At 52.0% G+C, this 16,956-nt stretch carries 18 protein-coding genes and 3 tRNA genes; 15 read left to right on the forward strand and 6 right to left on the reverse strand.

The features are described 5' to 3' along the window. The first annotated feature begins 2 nt into the window (after positions 1 to 2). On the forward strand, positions 3 to 725 hold the full coding sequence (gene sdiA / locus ABLV75_RS24005) for a transcriptional regulator SdiA (RefSeq protein WP_004103456.1): 723 nt from the start codon (positions 3 to 5) through the stop codon (positions 723 to 725). 67 nt (positions 726 to 792) lie between these two features. Here sdiA and ABLV75_RS24010 read toward each other — a convergent pair whose 3' ends face one another. Continuing rightward, on the reverse strand, positions 793 to 1,017 hold the full coding sequence (locus tag ABLV75_RS24010) for a DUF2594 family protein (protein WP_004103455.1): 225 nt from the start codon (positions 1,015 to 1,017) through the stop codon (positions 793 to 795). A 463-nt stretch (positions 1,018 to 1,480) separates the two neighbouring features. Between ABLV75_RS24010 and uvrY the strand changes: the two genes are divergently transcribed. From uvrY to ABLV75_RS24050, 8 genes are all read left to right on the forward strand, one after another. Continuing rightward, on the forward strand, positions 1,481 to 2,137 hold the full coding sequence (uvrY, locus tag ABLV75_RS24015) for a UvrY/SirA/GacA family response regulator transcription factor (protein ID WP_004122102.1): 657 nt from the start codon (positions 1,481 to 1,483) through the stop codon (positions 2,135 to 2,137). Continuing rightward, complete coding sequence (uvrC, locus tag ABLV75_RS24020) at positions 2,134 to 3,966, forward strand: excinuclease ABC subunit UvrC (RefSeq protein WP_004103453.1); 1,833 nt, start codon at positions 2,134 to 2,136, stop codon at positions 3,964 to 3,966. Before uvrY ends, uvrC begins: the two co-directional genes overlap by 4 nt. A 57-nt stretch (positions 3,967 to 4,023) precedes the next feature. Further along, complete coding sequence (gene pgsA, locus ABLV75_RS24025) at positions 4,024 to 4,572, forward strand: CDP-diacylglycerol--glycerol-3-phosphate 3-phosphatidyltransferase (protein WP_004103452.1); 549 nt, start codon at positions 4,024 to 4,026, stop codon at positions 4,570 to 4,572. Positions 4,573 to 4,723: 151 nt separating this feature from the next. Beyond that, positions 4,724 to 4,799, forward strand: a tRNA-Gly gene (locus ABLV75_RS24030). A 38-nt stretch (positions 4,800 to 4,837) separates the two neighbouring features. After that, positions 4,838 to 4,911 (forward strand) — tRNA-Cys (locus ABLV75_RS24035). 13 nt (positions 4,912 to 4,924) lie between these two features. Further along, positions 4,925 to 5,011, forward strand: a tRNA-Leu gene (locus tag ABLV75_RS24040). 200 nt (positions 5,012 to 5,211) lie between these two features. Beyond that, positions 5,212 to 6,099, forward strand: coding sequence for a dihydrodipicolinate synthase family protein (locus ABLV75_RS24045; RefSeq protein WP_004103451.1), 888 nt, complete (start codon positions 5,212 to 5,214; stop codon positions 6,097 to 6,099). Positions 6,100 to 6,165: 66 nt separating this feature from the next. Next, complete coding sequence (locus ABLV75_RS24050) at positions 6,166 to 6,834, forward strand: YecA family protein (protein WP_004103450.1); 669 nt, start codon at positions 6,166 to 6,168, stop codon at positions 6,832 to 6,834. 26 nt (positions 6,835 to 6,860) lie between these two features. Here the strand turns inward: ABLV75_RS24050 and tyrP are convergent, their stop codons facing one another. Then, complete coding sequence (tyrP, locus tag ABLV75_RS24055) at positions 6,861 to 8,072, reverse strand: tyrosine transporter TyrP (RefSeq protein WP_004103448.1); 1,212 nt, start codon at positions 8,070 to 8,072, stop codon at positions 6,861 to 6,863. 194 nt (positions 8,073 to 8,266) lie between these two features. On the opposite strand from tyrP, the gene ABLV75_RS24060 reads away from it, so the two are divergent. Continuing rightward, positions 8,267 to 8,506 carry a YecH family metal-binding protein gene (locus ABLV75_RS24060; protein ID WP_004103446.1) on the forward strand — a complete coding sequence of 80 codons (240 nt, stop codon included), beginning with the start codon at positions 8,267 to 8,269 and terminating at the stop codon, positions 8,504 to 8,506. Between the two features lie 37 nt (positions 8,507 to 8,543). Here ABLV75_RS24060 and ftnA read toward each other — a convergent pair whose 3' ends face one another. Continuing rightward, complete coding sequence (gene ftnA, locus ABLV75_RS24065) at positions 8,544 to 9,041, reverse strand: non-heme ferritin (RefSeq protein ID WP_004103444.1); 498 nt, start codon at positions 9,039 to 9,041, stop codon at positions 8,544 to 8,546. 419 nt (positions 9,042 to 9,460) lie between these two features. Between ftnA and ABLV75_RS24070 the strand changes: the two genes are divergently transcribed. Continuing rightward, complete coding sequence (locus ABLV75_RS24070; protein ID WP_004103442.1) at positions 9,461 to 10,099, forward strand: RpiB/LacA/LacB family sugar-phosphate isomerase; 639 nt, start codon at positions 9,461 to 9,463, stop codon at positions 10,097 to 10,099. 49 nt (positions 10,100 to 10,148) lie between these two features. Here the strand turns inward: ABLV75_RS24070 and ABLV75_RS24075 are convergent, their stop codons facing one another. Beyond that, positions 10,149 to 11,570 carry an MFS transporter gene (locus ABLV75_RS24075; protein ID WP_032704701.1) on the reverse strand — a complete coding sequence of 474 codons (1,422 nt, stop codon included), beginning with the start codon at positions 11,568 to 11,570 and terminating at the stop codon, positions 10,149 to 10,151. Between the two features lie 208 nt (positions 11,571 to 11,778). Here ABLV75_RS24075 and azuC point away from each other — a divergent pair, with 208 nt between their 5' ends. Together azuC and ABLV75_RS24085 are read left to right on the forward strand one after the other, a co-directional pair. Next, the gene (azuC, locus tag ABLV75_RS24080) at positions 11,779 to 11,862 is read left to right on the forward strand and encodes a stress response protein AzuC (protein ID WP_014229869.1); all 84 of its coding nucleotides are present in this window, start codon (positions 11,779 to 11,781) and stop codon (positions 11,860 to 11,862) included. Positions 11,863 to 11,941: 79 nt separating this feature from the next. After that, positions 11,942 to 12,193: a DUF2766 family protein gene (locus tag ABLV75_RS24085; RefSeq protein WP_004103438.1), complete on the forward strand. Its 252-nt coding sequence runs from the start codon at positions 11,942 to 11,944 to the stop codon at positions 12,191 to 12,193. A gap of 46 nt (positions 12,194 to 12,239) precedes the next feature. Here the strand turns inward: ABLV75_RS24085 and ABLV75_RS24090 are convergent, their stop codons facing one another. Continuing rightward, positions 12,240 to 13,751: an MFS transporter gene (locus tag ABLV75_RS24090; protein WP_032704871.1), complete on the reverse strand. Its 1,512-nt coding sequence runs from the start codon at positions 13,749 to 13,751 to the stop codon at positions 12,240 to 12,242. A gap of 283 nt (positions 13,752 to 14,034) precedes the next feature. Further along, the gene (locus ABLV75_RS24095) at positions 14,035 to 14,577 is read right to left on the reverse strand and encodes a non-heme ferritin-like protein (protein WP_016808317.1); all 543 of its coding nucleotides are present in this window, start codon (positions 14,575 to 14,577) and stop codon (positions 14,035 to 14,037) included. A 547-nt stretch (positions 14,578 to 15,124) separates the two neighbouring features. Here ABLV75_RS24095 and ABLV75_RS24100 point away from each other — a divergent pair. Both ABLV75_RS24100 and ABLV75_RS24105 read left to right on the forward strand, forming a co-directional pair. Then, positions 15,125 to 15,682 (forward strand): DJ-1/PfpI family protein, encoded by a 558-nt coding sequence (locus tag ABLV75_RS24100; protein ID WP_004103431.1) that lies wholly within the window; start codon positions 15,125 to 15,127, stop codon positions 15,680 to 15,682. Positions 15,683 to 15,970: 288 nt separating this feature from the next. Further along, positions 15,971 to 16,951, forward strand: a complete 981-nt coding sequence (locus ABLV75_RS24105) for an arabinose ABC transporter substrate-binding protein (RefSeq protein ID WP_004103429.1) — start codon at positions 15,971 to 15,973, stop codon at positions 16,949 to 16,951. The last annotated feature ends 5 nt before the right edge of the window (positions 16,952 to 16,956 follow it).

Below are 16,956 nucleotides of genomic sequence, written 5' to 3' on the forward strand. Positions count from 1 at the left end.
TTATGAGGGACAATGATTTTTTCAGCTGGCGGCGGGAAATGCTGCAACAATTTCAGTCAGCTTCTGCAGGCGAAGGAGTTTTTCATCTACTCCAGCAGCAGGCACAAGCGCTGGAATATGACTACTTCGCGCTCTGCGTACGGCATCCCGTGCCTTTCACTCGCCCCAGGGTAACCCTGCAATCGACCTATCCTCCGGCCTGGATGTCGCATTATCAAGCCGAGAATTATTTCGCGATTGACCCGGTACTGCGCAAGGAGAATTTCCTTCGCGGGCATCTACCCTGGAACGATAAGCTATTCCAGGACACCCCTGAATTATGGGACGGTGCGCGCGATCATGGCTTACGCAAGGGGGTAACGCAGTGCCTGACGCTGCCTAACCATGCACACGGATTCTTATCCGTCTCAGGAATCAGCCACAGCCAGGGGCCCTTTGAGGAAGATGAACTGGAGATGCGCTTAAGAACCCTGACCGAACTGAGTCTGCTGACGCTCTTGCGGCTGGAGGACGAAATGGTTATGCCGCCGGAAATGAAATTTAGTCGACGTGAACTGGAGATTTTGAAATGGACAGCGGAAGGCAAAACCTCGGCTGAGGTCGCAATGATTCTGTCTATCTCAGAAAATACCGTCAATTTTCATCAGAAGAATATGCAGCGAAAATTCAATGCGCCAAACAAAACGCAAATTGCCTGCTACGCGGTAGCGACGGGATTAATTTGATCTTATAGGTTGTTCTGCGTGCCAGACGTAAGACCGGCTGTTAGTCATACCTTCAGCCGGTGAATCATTACTGACGATATGCCTGCTTAATTTGCTTAACGGTGCTGGAGAATACGGCAGCCTGAGCCACATCTTCCATCTGCGCAATTTGCTTTTCCATTTTAATAATCACTCGGCCTGCATCAGCCTGACCCATGGCCTGCAGCATCAGCGTCATCATCGCTTTCAGGCACGAAACTTCCTGTGCCAGTTCTTGATTATTTTCCGCAGTGGAAAAATCTGGTGTGCTCATCGATATCCTCGTTTGCTTTCTGCGCAAATGCGCATGTCTAAAAGTGAAGGCGGCGCAGTATACCACAAGCAAAGGAAAAAAAAGGAGTGCTTGATTTTCGTTCTCTCATTTGAATGGTGAATGTTTTAATTGGCTGAATAATACGTAATCATGAGAGGTAAGCAGCTTAATTTTTTCCATGACGCCGTTTCACTGTTAATATTTGTTACATATTCAGGCGCGTATTTCTCATCTACGCAGAGTGTTGTGTTTTTACGTAATCTGTGTGATGAATGTTAAAAAACAACCGTTTCGCAACTCTATGTTAAGTATGGCTTTCCAGCAGGTGTGCAGGCAGATTTCCATAATTGCCTAAGAAATCTTTTCCAGGACATTTTTTGACTTTTAAAGTTACGCTAAAACCCGGTAATATGTAGGAGATAAGCTATCAGTGGCGTTATCCCTAATTCTGGAGAATATTCCTTTGATCAACGTCCTTCTTGTTGATGACCACGAACTAGTGCGCGCAGGGATACGACGCATTCTGGAAGATATAAAAGGGATTAAAGTTGCCGGCGAGGCCTGCTGCGGTGAGGATGCCGTGAAATGGTGCCGCGCAAATCCCGTTGATGTAGTCCTGATGGATATGAACATGCCGGGAATCGGCGGCCTTGAGGCCACGCGAAAAATTGCCCGTTCCGTTGCTGATGCCAAAGTGATTATGCTGACCGTGCATACGGAAAATCCGCTGCCGGCGAAAGTCATGCAGGCCGGCGCCGCTGGCTACCTTAGTAAAGGCGCTGCGCCGCAGGAGGTAGTCAATGCGATTCGTTGCGTGGCTTCGGGTCAGCGTTATATCGCATCCGATATCGCTCAGCAGATGGCGCTCAGCCAGATTGAACCGGAAAAGGCCGAATCGCCGTTTGCCAGTTTGTCTGAGCGAGAATTGCAGATTATGCTAATGATTACTAAAGGTCAGAAGGTCAACGAGATCTCAGAGCAGTTAAATCTGAGTCCCAAGACCGTGAACAGCTACCGCTATCGCATGTTCAGTAAATTGAACATTCACGGCGATGTGGAGCTGACGCACCTGGCAATTCGCCATGGCCTGTGCAATGCGGAGTCGTTAGCAAGTCAGTGAGTGATGTTTTTGATGCAAAAGCTTTCCTGAAAACCGTAACCAGCCAGCCGGGCGTCTATCGTATGTATGATGCTGGCGGTACTGTTATCTATGTAGGCAAAGCAAAAGATCTGAAAAAGCGGCTTAGCAGCTATTTTCGCAGCAACCTGGCTTCGCGTAAAACCGAAGCGCTGGTGGCGCTTATTGCCCAGATTGACGTTACCGTGACCCACACCGAAACGGAAGCGCTGCTGCTTGAGCATAACTATATTAAGCTTTATCAGCCGCGCTACAACGTGCTGCTGCGCGATGATAAATCCTACCCCTTTATTTTTCTTAGCGGCGATACGCATCCCCGCCTGGCGACGCATCGTGGAGCCAAGCATGCGAAAGGCGAATATTTCGGTCCGTTCCCCAACGGCTACGCCGTTCGCGAGACGTTAGCGCTGCTGCAAAAGATCTTTCCTGTCCGCCAGTGCGAAAACAGCGTTTATCGCAACCGCTCGCGGCCGTGCCTGCAGTACCAAATTGGCCGTTGTCTCGGGCCATGCGTTGCCGGGCTGGTGAGTGAGGAAGAGTATGCCCAACAGGTCGACTACGTACGCCTGTTCCTGGCGGGTAAAGACGATCAGGTACTGACTCAGCTGATTACCCGCATGGAAAAAGCCAGCCAGGCGCTGGAGTTTGAAGAGGCTGCGCGGATCCGCGACCAGATTCAAGCCGTCCGTCGGGTAACGGAGAAGCAGTTCGTCTCCAATACCGGGGACGATCTCGATGTTATCGGCGTGTCGTTTGATGCCGGAATGGCTTGCGTCCACGTGCTGTTTATACGCCAGGGGAAAGTCCTTGGCAGCCGCAGCTATTTCCCCAAAGTGCCGAATGGTACCGAATTGGGTGAAGTGGTGGAAACGTTTGTCGGGCAGTTCTATTTACAGGGCAGCCAGATGCGGACGCTGCCGAGCGAGATCCTGCTGGATTTCAACCTCGGCGACAAAACCCTGCTGGCGGATTCGCTCTCAGAACTGGCCGGACGCCGGGTTAACGTACAGACCAAACCTCGCGGCGATCGCGCCCGCTATCTGAAACTGGCGCGGACTAACGCCGCGACGGCGCTGACCACCAGGCTTTCTCAGCATTCAACGATAACTCAGCGCCTGCAGGCGCTCGCGACGCTACTCAAACTCCCCGCCGTCAATCGGATGGAATGTTTTGATATCAGCCATACGATGGGCGAACAGACCGTCGCGTCGTGCGTGGTTTTCGATAGCAACGGACCGCTGCGTGCGGAATATCGCCGCTACAATATCACTGGCATCACGCCCGGGGACGATTATGCGGCGATGAATCAGGTGCTTCGTCGTCGGTACGGCAAGGCAATAGAAGAGAGTAAGATCCCCGATGTCATCCTGATCGACGGCGGTAAAGGCCAGCTTGGCCAGGCGAAAACGGTCTTTGCCGAGCTGGACGTGCCGTGGGATAAAAGTCATCCGCTGTTATTAGGCGTGGCAAAAGGCAGCGATCGCAAAGCGGGCCTGGAGACGTTGTTTTTCGAACCGGAAGGCGAGGGCTTTAGCCTGCCGCCGGATTCCCCCGCGCTGCATGTCATACAGCATATTCGCGACGAGTCGCACGATCACGCCATTACCGGCCACCGTAAAAAACGGGCAAAAGTAAAAAGCACCAGCACGCTGGAAACCATCGAAGGGGTGGGGCCAAAACGCCGACAGATGCTGCTGAAATATATGGGTGGTCTGCAGGGACTGCAGAAGGCCAGCGTCGAAGAGATTGCGAAAGTACCGGGTATATCTCACGGTCTGGCAGAAAAGATCTTCTACTCGTTGAAACATTAGGGGCTCTGTAGCAACATAGGGCTAATTTTTACTTACAACAGATAGTTACCCGTTACCATGCAATTTAATATCCCTACGTTGCTTACTCTGTTTCGCGTCATTCTTATTCCATTCTTTGTACTGGCGTTTTATCTCCCGTTTAGCTGGGCTCCTTTTGCCTGCGCGCTGATTTTCTTCGTCGCGGCGGTGACCGACTGGTTTGATGGCTACCTGGCGCGTCGCTGGAATCAGAGCACTCGTTTCGGCGCTTTCCTCGATCCGGTTGCGGACAAAGTCATGGTAGCGATTGCGATGGTGCTGGTGGCCGAGCATTATCATACCTGGTGGGTAACGTTACCGGCCGCTACGATGATCGCGCGCGAAATCATCATCTCCGCGCTGCGCGAGTGGATGGCTGAACTGGGTAAGCGCAGCAGCGTAGCGGTATCATGGATTGGTAAAGTAAAAACCACGGCCCAGATGGCGGCGCTGGTGTGGATGCTGTGGCGGCCAAATATCTGGGTTGAATGGGCGGGGATAGGGCTATTCCTCGTGGCGGCGGTGCTGACGCTGTGGTCGATGCTGCAATATCTGAACGCCGCGCGCGGGGATTTGCTTGATCAGTGATCGTTTCGGCGCAATTTTCAGCAAACAACACAAGGTTTTGAAAAATATCGTTGACTCATTGCGCCAGGTAAGTAGAATGCATCGCATCGAACGGCAGCACAGTCTGGCAGACGATAACAAAATCAACTAATTAGCAAATTAGCTTGATGATGCGGGAATAGCTCAGTTGGTAGAGCACGACCTTGCCAAGGTCGGGGTCGCGAGTTCGAGTCTCGTTTCCCGCTCCAGTTTAAGACATCGGCAGTTGCGGGTGTTAAAGCATTAAGGCGCGTTAGCAAAGCGGTTATGTAGCGGATTGCAAATCCGTCTAGTCCGGTTCGACTCCGGAACGCGCCTCCAATTTCTATCCCGAGCCCGGATGGTGGAATCGGTAGACACAAGGGATTTAAAATCCCTCGGCGTTCGCGCTGTGCGGGTTCAAGTCCCGCTCCGGGTACCATTGGGATAAAAGCAGAATAATCAAAGCAATAAGCAGTGTCGTGAAACCACCTACGGGTGGTTTTTTTGTTTTTGTCCCTTACGAAAAACCGCTTCAGCGCTACCTCTCGATCGTCGGGTACATTTTGTCATAGGACAAAATACTTTTCTGTTGCTATTATCTGCCAGCACTCAATCATTATCTCAATAAGTGGGGATGAAATGTTCACTGGCCTCTGCGCTTTTCCTCTGACTCCGTTACATCCACATGGCGTTGATGAAACGGCATTTGCCCGAATTGTCACTCGTCTCGTCGAATCTGAGGTCGATTCCCTCGGCGTACTTGGCTCCACCGGAAGCTATGCCTGGCTTAGCCGTGAGCAGAGAATGCAGGTGGTGCGCCAGGCAAAATCGCATGCCGGACTCATTCCGTTAATGGTCGGCATAGGGGCGCTGGGGACCGATCAGGTTCTCCGTCTGGCTGAAGACGCGCAGATGGCAGGCGCCAGCGCGCTGCTTCTGCCAGTAATGGCTTATCAACCCCTGACAGACGAGGAGATTTTGACTTTTTACCATACTGTCACCCAACAGGTCTCCGTCCCCGTCTGCGTTTACGACAATCCCGTTACCACGCATGTGACGACTTCGGATGAACTTAAAGGCGCGATCGCCGCGCTACCCGGGATCGCCTCAATTAAAATCCCCGGCCCCGCGAAAAATGAAACCGTCCGCCGGATTCAGAGCCTGCGGCGCCAGCTACCGGCAGGGGTGAGTATTGGCATTAGCGGGGACGCCTGCGCGGCCGATGGCCTGAATGCCGGCTGCGAAGTCTGGTATTCGGTGTGCGGCGGCCTTTTCCCGCAGGTCGCCAAAGAGATAACCGCGGCGGCAGCGCGAGGGGACGCTGAGCAGGCGACGGCAATCAGCGCCAGGCTCGCGCCGCTGTGGATGTTATTCAGTAAATATGGTGGCAGCCTGCGAGTGACCGCCGCAGCGGCAAGTATCCTCGGGCTGTGCGGGGAGGATTGCTTACCGCGACCGCTGCTCCCGCTTTCGTCGGATGCCTTTAGCGAAATTGCGGAAACACTTCGCACGCTGAAGCTCCTGTAGCCGGGTAGTTTTCTTTCGCTATTTCCGCTACTGTAAGCGCCATTTTTTACGACGATGAGCCTGTTTATGAAAACTGGACCCCTGAACGAAAGCGAAGTGGAATGGCTGGATGATATCCTGTCGAAATACGCGGTAGAAGGCACCATCATGGATGTTGCTGAACTGGATGGCCTACTGACGGCCATACTCTCCGGGCCGACCGAGATTGAGCCCGCGCAGTGGCTGATTGCTATCTGGGGCGGAGCGGATAATGTGCCGCGCTGGGCCAACGATCGCGAGCGAGACCGTTTCGTCAACCTGACGCTGCAGCATATGAGCGATATTGCCGAGCGTTTAAGCGACTATCCCGATCAGTTCGAACCGATGTTCGGCAGCCGGGAAGAGGAGGGGCAGGAGCTCACCATTGTTGAGGAGTGGTGCTTTGGCTATATGCGCGGCGTGGGATTAAGCGACTGGTCAGCTCTGCCTGCCGAGCTGCAGGCAGATCTGGACGCCATCGCTCTGCACGGTACCGAAGAGCGCTTCGAGGCGCTGGATGAACTATCCGCGGAAGAGTTTATCGCCAGCGTTGAGCGAATTCGTCCTGCGGCCCTGGCGCTTTACAACTACTGGACTGAGCACGCTCAGCCTGCACAAGTTCAGCAGCCCATCAGGAATGAGAGCAAGATTGGGCGCAACGATCCTTGCCCGTGCGGCAGCGGTAAGAAATATAAGCAGTGCTGTTTAACGAAGTAACATCAGGGGCCGAATTGGCCCCTTTTTTATCCCACCGCCGGCAGTAATCCTGCGACTATCGCAAACTGAATCACTACGATAGCGATCCCGCAGAGCAGGACAAGCCACAGCGCCGCTGAACCGCCTGCGACCCGCCACGGGGCATCAGGGTGCTGTTGGCGGCTCTTCATTACCAGCAGCGAAGGCAGCATGAGCGCGAGCACGGCCAGCGCAACGCCCGCATAGCCTAACGCCATCACGAAGCCACGCGGATAAAATAGCGCGAAGGCCAGCGGAGGCAAAAAGGTAATCAGACCGCTCTGTAGCCGTCCACCGGCGCTGTTCTGGCGTTGAAACAGATCGGCCAGATAGTCGAACAACCCAAGCGCCACCCCGAGAAATGATGTCGCCAGCGCCAGGTCGGCGAACAGATGGACCGCCAGCTCAACGTGCGACGATGCCACCACTTCACGGATGGCCTCCAGCAGGCCATTGAGCCCGGCATTTTGCGCCAGCAGCGCGGTAAACGCAGGAGAGTCAATGCTGCCCAGCGTCGCCAGCTGCCAGAAAATATAGGCGACCAGAGGAATAAAGCTTCCGATGATAAATACCCGGCGCAGCTTGCGAATATCGCCGCCCAGGTAGCTCACAATACTGGGTATGCTGCCGTGAAAACCAAAGGAAGTAAAAATCACCGGAATGGCCGACAGCGCCAGCCCCTGCTGTAGCGGCAGAGTCAGCAGGTTTATCTGGTGAATGTGCGGCAGCAGAAGCGCGAGCATGATGGCGAGGAAAATAATCTTTGCGCTGAATAAAAAGCGGTTAAAAAGATCGACCAGCGAAGTCCCGATGCAGACGACCGTCCCACCGATAGCGGTAAAGATCAGAACGCCTGCCGCAGGAGGCAGCGTCCAGTCCAGCCACTGATTGAGGCTTGAGGCCAGCAGTTCGCCGGCGCCGCTGATATAGGCTGCCGTGAGCGCGTAAAGCAGAAACAGCATGCAAAAGCCGGTTGCCCATTGCCCGTATCGGCCCAGATAGCGTGCCGCCAGCGAACCCAGACCCATGTCGGCCGGCACGTGCTGATAGACTTCCAGCAGCAGCAAAGCGGTATAACACATTAGCGCCCAAAGCGTTATCAGCAAAGCTAACGTCACGCCGAAACCTACGCCCGCCGATGCCAATGGCATGGCTAACATCCCTGCGCCGATGGTGGTGCCGGCGACGATTAAAATACTACCCAGAGTGCGGTTCTTCACGCTTTTCACTATCCATTACGGCATTCACAATTCATTATGCCGCGCAGAGTATGTGAAATCAGTCGCTTCGTCAAATGAGGGTTACAGGCGTTGTAATGAGAACTTTACAGTAGCAGAGGTTTGCTTCAAAGCTGCGCTGGCGCAAGAATTCGCCGCCCGGGCTGGTATATTCTGCGGACTTTACGGGAGAGAATATGCCATCGATTCATGGTCACGAAGTGCTGCAAATGATGATCGCCTCAGGCGAAACTTACACCGTGGCGACGCTTGAAGCGGCCATCGTCGCGCGTTTCGGTAAAGAAGCCCGATTCCACACCTGCTCGGCGGAAAATCTGAGTGCGGCGGAACTGGTGGCGTTTTTGCAGAAAAAAGGCAAGTTTATTGTCGCTGAAGAAGGGTTTAATACGCACGAAAGTAAAATTTGCCGCCATTAATACGGCAGCGGGCGCTGGAGCCTCGCTGCCGGCCTAATTAATTTTGCGTGTCGAGCGTTGCTAGCTCTTTATCAATAAAGTACAGACCTTCGCCGCTTTTACCTGCGAGGGTTAATTTATCAATAACCGATTTAAACAGCTTCTCTTCTTCGTGCTGTTCAGCAACGTACCACTGCAGGAAATTAAACGTCGGATAATCCTGACTGGTCATTGCCGCATGTGCCAGTTCATTAATTTTTTGCGTAATTAACTGTTCATGTTCGTAGGTCGCACGGAATAGCTCGTCAAGAGAGGCATACTCAGCAAACGGCGACGCGATAGCCGTGATGCAGGGCAGACTACCGGTATCGGTCAGGTAATCGAAAAGGCGCTGCATATGGGACATCTCTTCCTGCGCGTGGCGACGAAGAAACGCCGCCGCGCCTTCAAAGCTGTGGTAACTACACCAGGCGCTCATTTGCTGATAAAGCAGAGAGGAATAAAGTTCAAGATTCATCTGCGCATTAAGCTTATCGATCATTTCAGTTTTTAGCATCTGGCTGCTCCGGGAAAAAAGAAATAAGTTTTAGTGCGCACACTATAATTTGTTATTAATTTATTTGCAAAAAGTAAATTAATAAATTCATTTATTAATAATGCTAATGGGAATAACACGCATTGGCACTTTTAAAATAATGAGAATGGTTTTAATTCCTTATTTCGTTCACTTCGCCGTTGGGCCAAATTTCGCCGTGTTAATCCGATCCCCCGCACACAGACCTGGCCTGAGATGACGCGACTTGCCTCAGGATGAGGCGGCGTCCTGGCAGGACGGAAGGCAAAAGTGTGAGGCGAGATGCAATTTATAAAACAACTTTTCATAAAATTTGAAAGTATGTTCGTAAGGTAGTATTGTCATAGCAACGCTAACGAACTATCGCGGGAAAACCCGCACAGCATTCAGGAGAGTAAAGCATGAAAATCGCACTGATGATGGAAAACAGCCAGGCGAACAAAAACGCCATCATCCTCAATGAATTAAACGCCGTTGCTGACGAGAAGGGCTTCCCGGTTTACAACGTCGGGATGAGCGATGAAAACGACCATCACCTGACCTATATCCATCTGGGCATTATGGCCAGCATCCTGCTGAATTCGAAGGCGGTCGACTTTGTGGTTACCGGCTGCGGCACTGGTCAGGGCGCGCTAATGTCGTTAAATATTCATCCGGGCGTAGTTTGTGGCTACTGCATCGACCCTGCGGACGCCTTCCTGTTTGCGCAGATCAATAACGGTAACGCGCTGTCTCTGCCGTTTGCGAAAGGATTTGGCTGGGGTGCAGAGCTGAACGTACGCTTTATCTTTGAAAAAGCCTTCACCGGCCGCAAAGGCGAAGGCTATCCGCCGGAGCGTAAAGAGCCTCAGGTGCGTAACGCCGGCATCCTGAACGCGGTCAAAGCCGCGGTGGTTAAGGAAAACTATCTGGATACGCTGCGTGCGATCGATCCGGAGCTGGTGAAAACTGCCGTTTCCGGCCCTCGCTTCCAGCAGTGTTTCTTTGAGAACTGCCAGGATAAAGAGATCGAAGCGTTCGTTCGCCAGATCATCGGTTAATCGATTAACACATCCTATGCAAGGCCAGCTCTGCTGGCCTTTTCTTTATCTATTTCTTTTTGTTCGATACGCTGCTACCCGCATCTTTTGTCAGATGCAGAGTATCAATCATGCCGACCAGGCAAATCAGCGCAATAAAGATAAACGACAGACGGAAGCTGATGCCCGGAAGGTGAGAAAGCGTAAGCCATTCACTGAACTCTTCCCCAATACGAATACCTATCGCTCCAAGCGTTATCCCAAGTCCAACGGCCAGCTGGGATGCGGTGCTGAACAGCGTATTGGCATAGCTCATTTGTCCGGAAGGAACATCGGCAAAAGCGAGGGTGCTGATGCCGGTAAATTGAATCGATCGGAAGACCCCGCCGAGATAGAGAATTACAAAGATGAGCCAAACCGGCGTATGCGGGGTTAAAAAAGCGCAGGCCAGCAGCGATAATACGTTTAATGCGCCATTGATCAGCAGCAGACGGCGAAAACCCAGCCAGCGAATCAGCGGCGTTGTAAGGGGCTTGATGGTGAAGTTGCCGACGAACACCGCCAGCACCAGCAGCCCCGAGTGGAAGGGATCCATGCCGAAGCCGACCTGGAAAAGCAGCGGCAGCAGAAACGGAACGGCGCTGATGGAGGAGCGGAACAGCGAACCGCCGTACATGGTGACCCTGAAGGTGGGGATCTCCAGCGCATCAAGGCGCACCATCGGCCATTCAGCGCGGCGGAAGTGCCGTAACGAGAAAAGCATGCAGCCCAGGCCTAACGCCAGCAGCGCCAGGGTCTGCCAGCCCAGAGGCTGACGATCGCCGAGAAGCTCCATGGCGGCAACCAGGCTAACCATCGCCACCGAGGTCGCAAGAAAACCGGAAAGATCGAACGGGCGGCGCTCTTCTTCCCGAATATCCGGGATGATGCGCAGCGCCAGGGCAATCGCCACAAGCCCAAGCGGCACGTTAATAAAGAAGATCCAGTGCCAGCTGGCGTAGCTGGTGATAAATCCGCCCAACGGTGGGCCAATAATAGGCGCCACCAGCGCCGGCCAGGTCAGAGTGGCAATCGCTTTAATCAGCTGATGCTTCGGTGTGGTGCGCAACACCGCCAGGCGGCCCACGGGCACCATCAGCGCGCCGCCAATTCCCTGAAGAATACGCATGGCGACAAACACATCGACATTGGTCGACAACCCGCAAAACACCGAGGCGAGGGTAAAAATCGCCAGCGCCAGGCTAAAGATTTTCCGCGCGCCGAAGCGATCGGCGATCCAGCCGCTGGCGGGTATCAGCACCGCAAGGGTAATAAGGTAGGCGCTAATTCCAATGTTGAGATCCACTGCCGTTACGCCGAAGTCTTTCGCCATGTCGGGCAGGGCGGTGGCGATGACTGTGCCGTCGAGGAACTCCATAAAAAACGCGCCAGCCACCAGCAGAGCAGGTGCTGAAAAAGAGCGGTCGTCCCTGGAAAAGATGCTTGTACTCATCGTTGTATCGCTGCCATTGCTAAGCGATCCCGGATTCACCTGGAGCCCGCAGCTCTTAACTATCCGAAATAACTCACTTTTGTTGAATGTTTAAATTTATTTTGTAAATAAAACGTGATTTATCGCACATTGAGATTGATTTTTGTGATGCAGGTCATATTATAGCCGTGTAGATATTAACACCTGCATAACAAAAATGGAGCCAACCATGAAACTGCGCAAAATTCTGAAGAGCATGTTCGAAAACTACTGCAAAACCTTTAAAGACGTACCGCCTGGCGCTATGTTCTGATAAAAAAACCTGCTGCGGCAGGTTTTTTTATATCCGAGGAATTAGGGTACTATTACGCTCCTGAAAAAAGGAGTGAAAAATGTCTCAACATCTTACCGAACACGACGAACTGGTCTCTGACGTTGTTGCCTGCCAGTTAGTTATCAAGCAGATCCTCGACGTCATCGATATCATCGCCCCTGTCGAGGTGCGCGAAAAAATGACTACCCAGCTGAAAGCCATCGATTTTGCCAGCCACCCGGCCTCGGCTGACCCGGTGACGCTGCGGGCGGTACAAAAAGCCATCGCGCTGATTGAGCTGAAATTCACCCCGCAGGAAGAAGCGCACTAGCGGCGTGAGCCCCGCCATCAACGCGATAGCGGGGCGTTATTGCTGATTAATGGGACACGGCGGTTTGAATGACGTTCCCCTGCGCATTCTTGAACAGTTTGCTGTTGCCCCAGCACTCTTCATAACGATGGCCAACTAAATCTTCCACGATAAGGCGAACGTCCGGCGCGATGTCGGCAATTTTGCCTCCCGCTTTAATGCGCGCGACTTCCTGTAGCACCACCAGGTGCGCCTTGCGATCGAGCTTCATCTGTTTACTGAACACGATGGCTGCCAGAGCCAGTAAAATCACCCCTGCACAGAATACCACCGCAATCGCGGTGACCGCACTTTCCGGCTGCGTATGCGCCTTTGACTGGAACCCGTAGAAGCTGAGGATAGCTCCCATTGTAAAGACGATAATCGAGCGCAAAATTTTACCTGAGAAGGTCATGGCGCCTGCATAGATCCCCTCGCGACGGCGGCCGGTGTAAATTTCATCGACATCAGCCAAAAAGGTGTAAACGGTCCAGGGAATGTAGTAGACGCCGCCGGTGCCGAGACCGAACAGCACCGTGATGCCAAACATCAGGATGGTGGCCAGGCTTGAAGGCAGGTGGAAGAACCACAGCGAGGTGTAGAGCAGCACGGCAAAGATGACCACGCTCAGCGCCAGAATATACGGCTTACTGAAGCCTTTCTTCACGCACAGGCCGATAAACAGGGCCGTTGATACCAGCTGCAGAATTGAGTTCAGGCTGTTGAGCCCGGCCACCATGGCCGGATCGTGTTGCAGCACGAAGATGACGAAGTAAGTGAAGATCGACGCAAACAGCCATTCGGCGCCGAAACCGCAGAGATACATACCAAGGTGTTTACGGAATACGCGCAGATAAAAGGTTGAGCGCATATCTTTGGCCAGCATAAGCAGCGTATTGAGTAGCCCCTTTTTCTCCCCCGAGCTTTTTTCCTCTTCGCGCGGTCGTTCCCAGCTGCAGTACCACAAACAGGAGATGGCCACGATAAGAATGACACCGTAGGTCAGTCCGGTAAGAAAAAACGGGGTGGCGGATTCTTTGCCATAAAGCAGGATGAACTGCCCGGGGATAAATGCCGCGAGGAAGTTAGCCAGTTTGCCGAATATCGCTTTATAACCGGTGAGTTTCGAACGCAGTGAGAAATCATCAGTCATTTCGGTCGCCAATGTTTCATAGGGGACCATAATCGAGGTATAAATGATTTCAAAGACGACGTAGGTGCACAGGTAGTACCAGAAACCGAGACCTTCTACCCACAGCAGCGGGTAGAACATCATTAGCGGAATGCCTATCAATAAAAAGAAGCGACGGCGGCCAAAGCGTTTACCGAGCCGGGTTTTGCCAAAGTTATCGGTGAGGTAGCCCATCAGCGGGTTACTAATCGCGTCGATAATGCTGGCGACGGAGAAAATAAAGGAGGCTTCGATCAGCGTCAGCCCACAGAATGTTGTATAAAAATAGAGCAGCCAGGCACCGCTGATCGCCAGTGCGCCGCTTCCCAGCAAATTTCCGCCGCCGTAGGCTAACTGATGGCGTAACAAAATCGGTCTTCCCTGCAGCCCGTTTGAGGCTGAAGCCGTATATCTTGCCATTAAAATAAACTCCGTGTTTTAAATTTTTGAAACACTGTTTTTATATTATCAACCCAGAGTTTTAAACGTGATCCAGATCACCAATACCCTGCTAATTCCTCCGGCTGAGCGGGAATGAGATCTGGTTAAAAGTTTTTAATGCCTTTCAGGAATAAAAACGGCGCCGAAGCGCCGAAAAAGATTGGTTCGCTGAGGGGCGATGAGGGCATTAAAGGCAGAAACACGCCTCTTTTTACGCTTTATCGCGCGTTCCGGTATTTGCCGACATGACGCTGGCGTACTGTTGGCTGACCAGTTCAAGCAGGTGACGATCGGTTTGCTGTTCGCTGGTCCCGGCCTGGTCCGCGCAGCGGACTTCATCCAGAATGGTCTCCAGCAGCATGCCATCCAGCTGCTGTTCTTTCGCCAGCAGCGCGAGGAAGCGTAGGGTTGATTCGTCGCTTTGCGCCTTCGCCTCTGCCGTCAGGCCGGAAAGCATGCTGCTGCGCTGCTGATAATCAGCAACGGTTTTGCTAAACAGGTCTTCAAGAGAGGCGCATTCCGCGCTGCAGGCTTCGTCTGCTTTAACCACGGGCCAGGCGCCGGAACTTTTCATAAAATCAAAGACCCGCATCATCTGCGTTATGCTGGATTGCGCTCGATTACGCAGAAAAGTGGCGGTACCGTTCAACCGTTGCTGAATACACCACTCGCTTAACTGCAGATACAAGTTGGAGGTATGGAACTCAAGATTCAATTGGTTATTCAGCTTTTGCACCATTCCTGGAACGACCATAACAATATCCTTATTTACTGTGCGGGAAGCGCCTGCGTCATATCCAGACGCGATTGTGACCAAGAGAGTTTGCGAAATTAAAACCAACAGATGAAAAGCTCAGAATAATTCTATTCAGAACTTAAGCCCGAACCATGGAATTAAATTTCTTGTCTCAACGAAGATAGAATAGCGCTATATCTGAATTAAGAAAACTCTCAATGGTGGTTATTTACATTATGTTACAACATCTGGATTTAACTTTATACAGGCTGAAAATGTAATAGTAATTGCTTACTGTAGTACATTGTTATTTATATTAACCTTATGATTTAACAGCTCTTTTAATGGCTTTCTGATTAAAAGGTAGTATCTCTAATATTTTTAGTGAAATTATGTTTTAAAAATAACGATTCAAAATTCCTTTTTGTGATATCGTGCGTCATCAAAGCGAAGGCTGCACTGGTTCATCTTTTCGCCTGGGTAACTGAAAAGATGATGATAATTTAAAAAAAGATGTTTTTTTGTAAAAGGCTTATGACTACCACGCTAACGAAAGGAGACTGAAATGAAAAAAGTTGCGGTGCTACTGGCGTCGGGTTTTGAAGAGGGAGAGGCGATTGTGGTGGTTGATATCCTCCGCCGTCTGCATCTGGATGTGGAGCTTCTCTCCTGCGCCGAATCGCGCGCGGTGGTGAGCTACCACGATATCCCAATGGTTGCGGATAGCACTTTAGCCGAACGCGCAGGGATGCTGTACGACGCGGTGGTTCTGCCCGGCGGTCCGCAGGGAAGCGTCAACCTTGCCGCCAGCCAGGACGTCGTAGCGTTTATTACGGCCCACGATAAAGCAGGAATGCTGATCTGTCCGATCTGTTCGGCAGCCGCAAGGGTTCTCGGCGGCAATGGGCTGCTCAGGGGGCGACGCTACGTCTGTTCGGGGGAGTTATGGCAGAACGTGGCGGACGGGGAGTATGTTGATCAACCCGTAGTGGAAGACGGTAATTTGATCAGCGGTAAAGGGTTAGGCCATGTTTTTGATTTTTCTTTTACCGTTGCCGCTCGTTTATTGGGGGATGAGGTGCCGGTACGCAATCATGCGGAGCATATTTATTGCCGCTGGTAATATCGACAAGGATAACTCTGCTGATGATATAGAGAATATTGCTACAGCCCGCGCTAATTGTCTGACAATTAGCGTTTTTTTTATGTCTTTTTCCGCTGTTTTTATGTACGCAATTACTGTAATTCCGCGATGTGATTGCGCTCTCGTATGGAGAAATAATTTCCGGTTAATACTATTTTAACAACGGCGGTCTTGATTGAGACTTTCCTAATGCCTTGTTTTGCGTCCGATAAAAAAATTAACTCTTAATTTTCCCTACATAAAAGCGAATTAAAGCTGGAGTTTACCATGCACAAATTTACTAAAGCGCTGGCGGCGATCGGTCTCGCCGCAGTTATGTCACAATCAGCTATGGCCGAGACGCTTAAGCTGGGTTTTCTGGTCAAACAGCCTGAAGAGCCATGGTTTCAAACAGAGTGGAAATTTGCCGATAAGGCCGGTAAAAATTTAGGTTTCGACGTCATCAAAATTGCCGTCCCCGACGGTGAGAAAACCCTTAACGCCATTGATAGCCTGGCGGCTAGCGGAGCCAAAGGCTTTGTTATCTGTACGCCCGATCCCAAACTCGGGGCGGCCATAGTCGCCAAAGCGCGCGGCTATGATATGAAAGTCATTACCGTCGATGACCAGTTCGTTAACGCCAAAGGCAAACCGATGGAGAGCGTACCGCTGGTGATGATGGCGGCCAGTGAGATCGGCGCACGTCAAGGGCAGGAGCTCTATAAAGAGATGCAAAAACGCGGCTGGGACGTGAAGGATACCGCCGTCATGGCCATCACTTCCGACGAGCTGGACACCGCCCGTCGTCGCACTACCGGATCGATGGACGCCCTGAAAGCTGCCGGTTTCCCGGAGCAACAAATCTACCGTGTGCCAACGAAATCTAACGACATTCCCGGCGCTTTTGATGCCGGTAACTCTATGCTGGTTCAGCATCCGAACGTCAAACACTGGCTGATCGTCGGCATGAACGACAATACCGTTCTGGGCGGCGTACGCGCCACCGAAGGCCAGGGCTTTAAAGCGCCTGACGTTATCGGTATCGGTATTAATGGCGTTGATGCAGTGAACGAACTCTCTAAAGCGCAGGCCACCGGTTTCTACGGCTCTCTGCTGCCAAGCCCGGATATTCACGGCTATAAAACCAGCGAGATGCTTTATAACTGGGTGACAAAAGATGTCGAACCGCCAAAATTCACCGCGGTGACCGACGTGGTGCTGATTACCCGCGACAATTTTAAAGAAGAGCTGGCTAAAAAAGGGCTGTAAGGCCG

This window comes from Klebsiella sp. CN_Kp066 (genome assembly GCF_040065135.1).
In the GTDB taxonomy this organism is placed as follows: Bacteria; Pseudomonadota; Gammaproteobacteria; order Enterobacterales; family Enterobacteriaceae; genus Klebsiella; species Klebsiella oxytoca.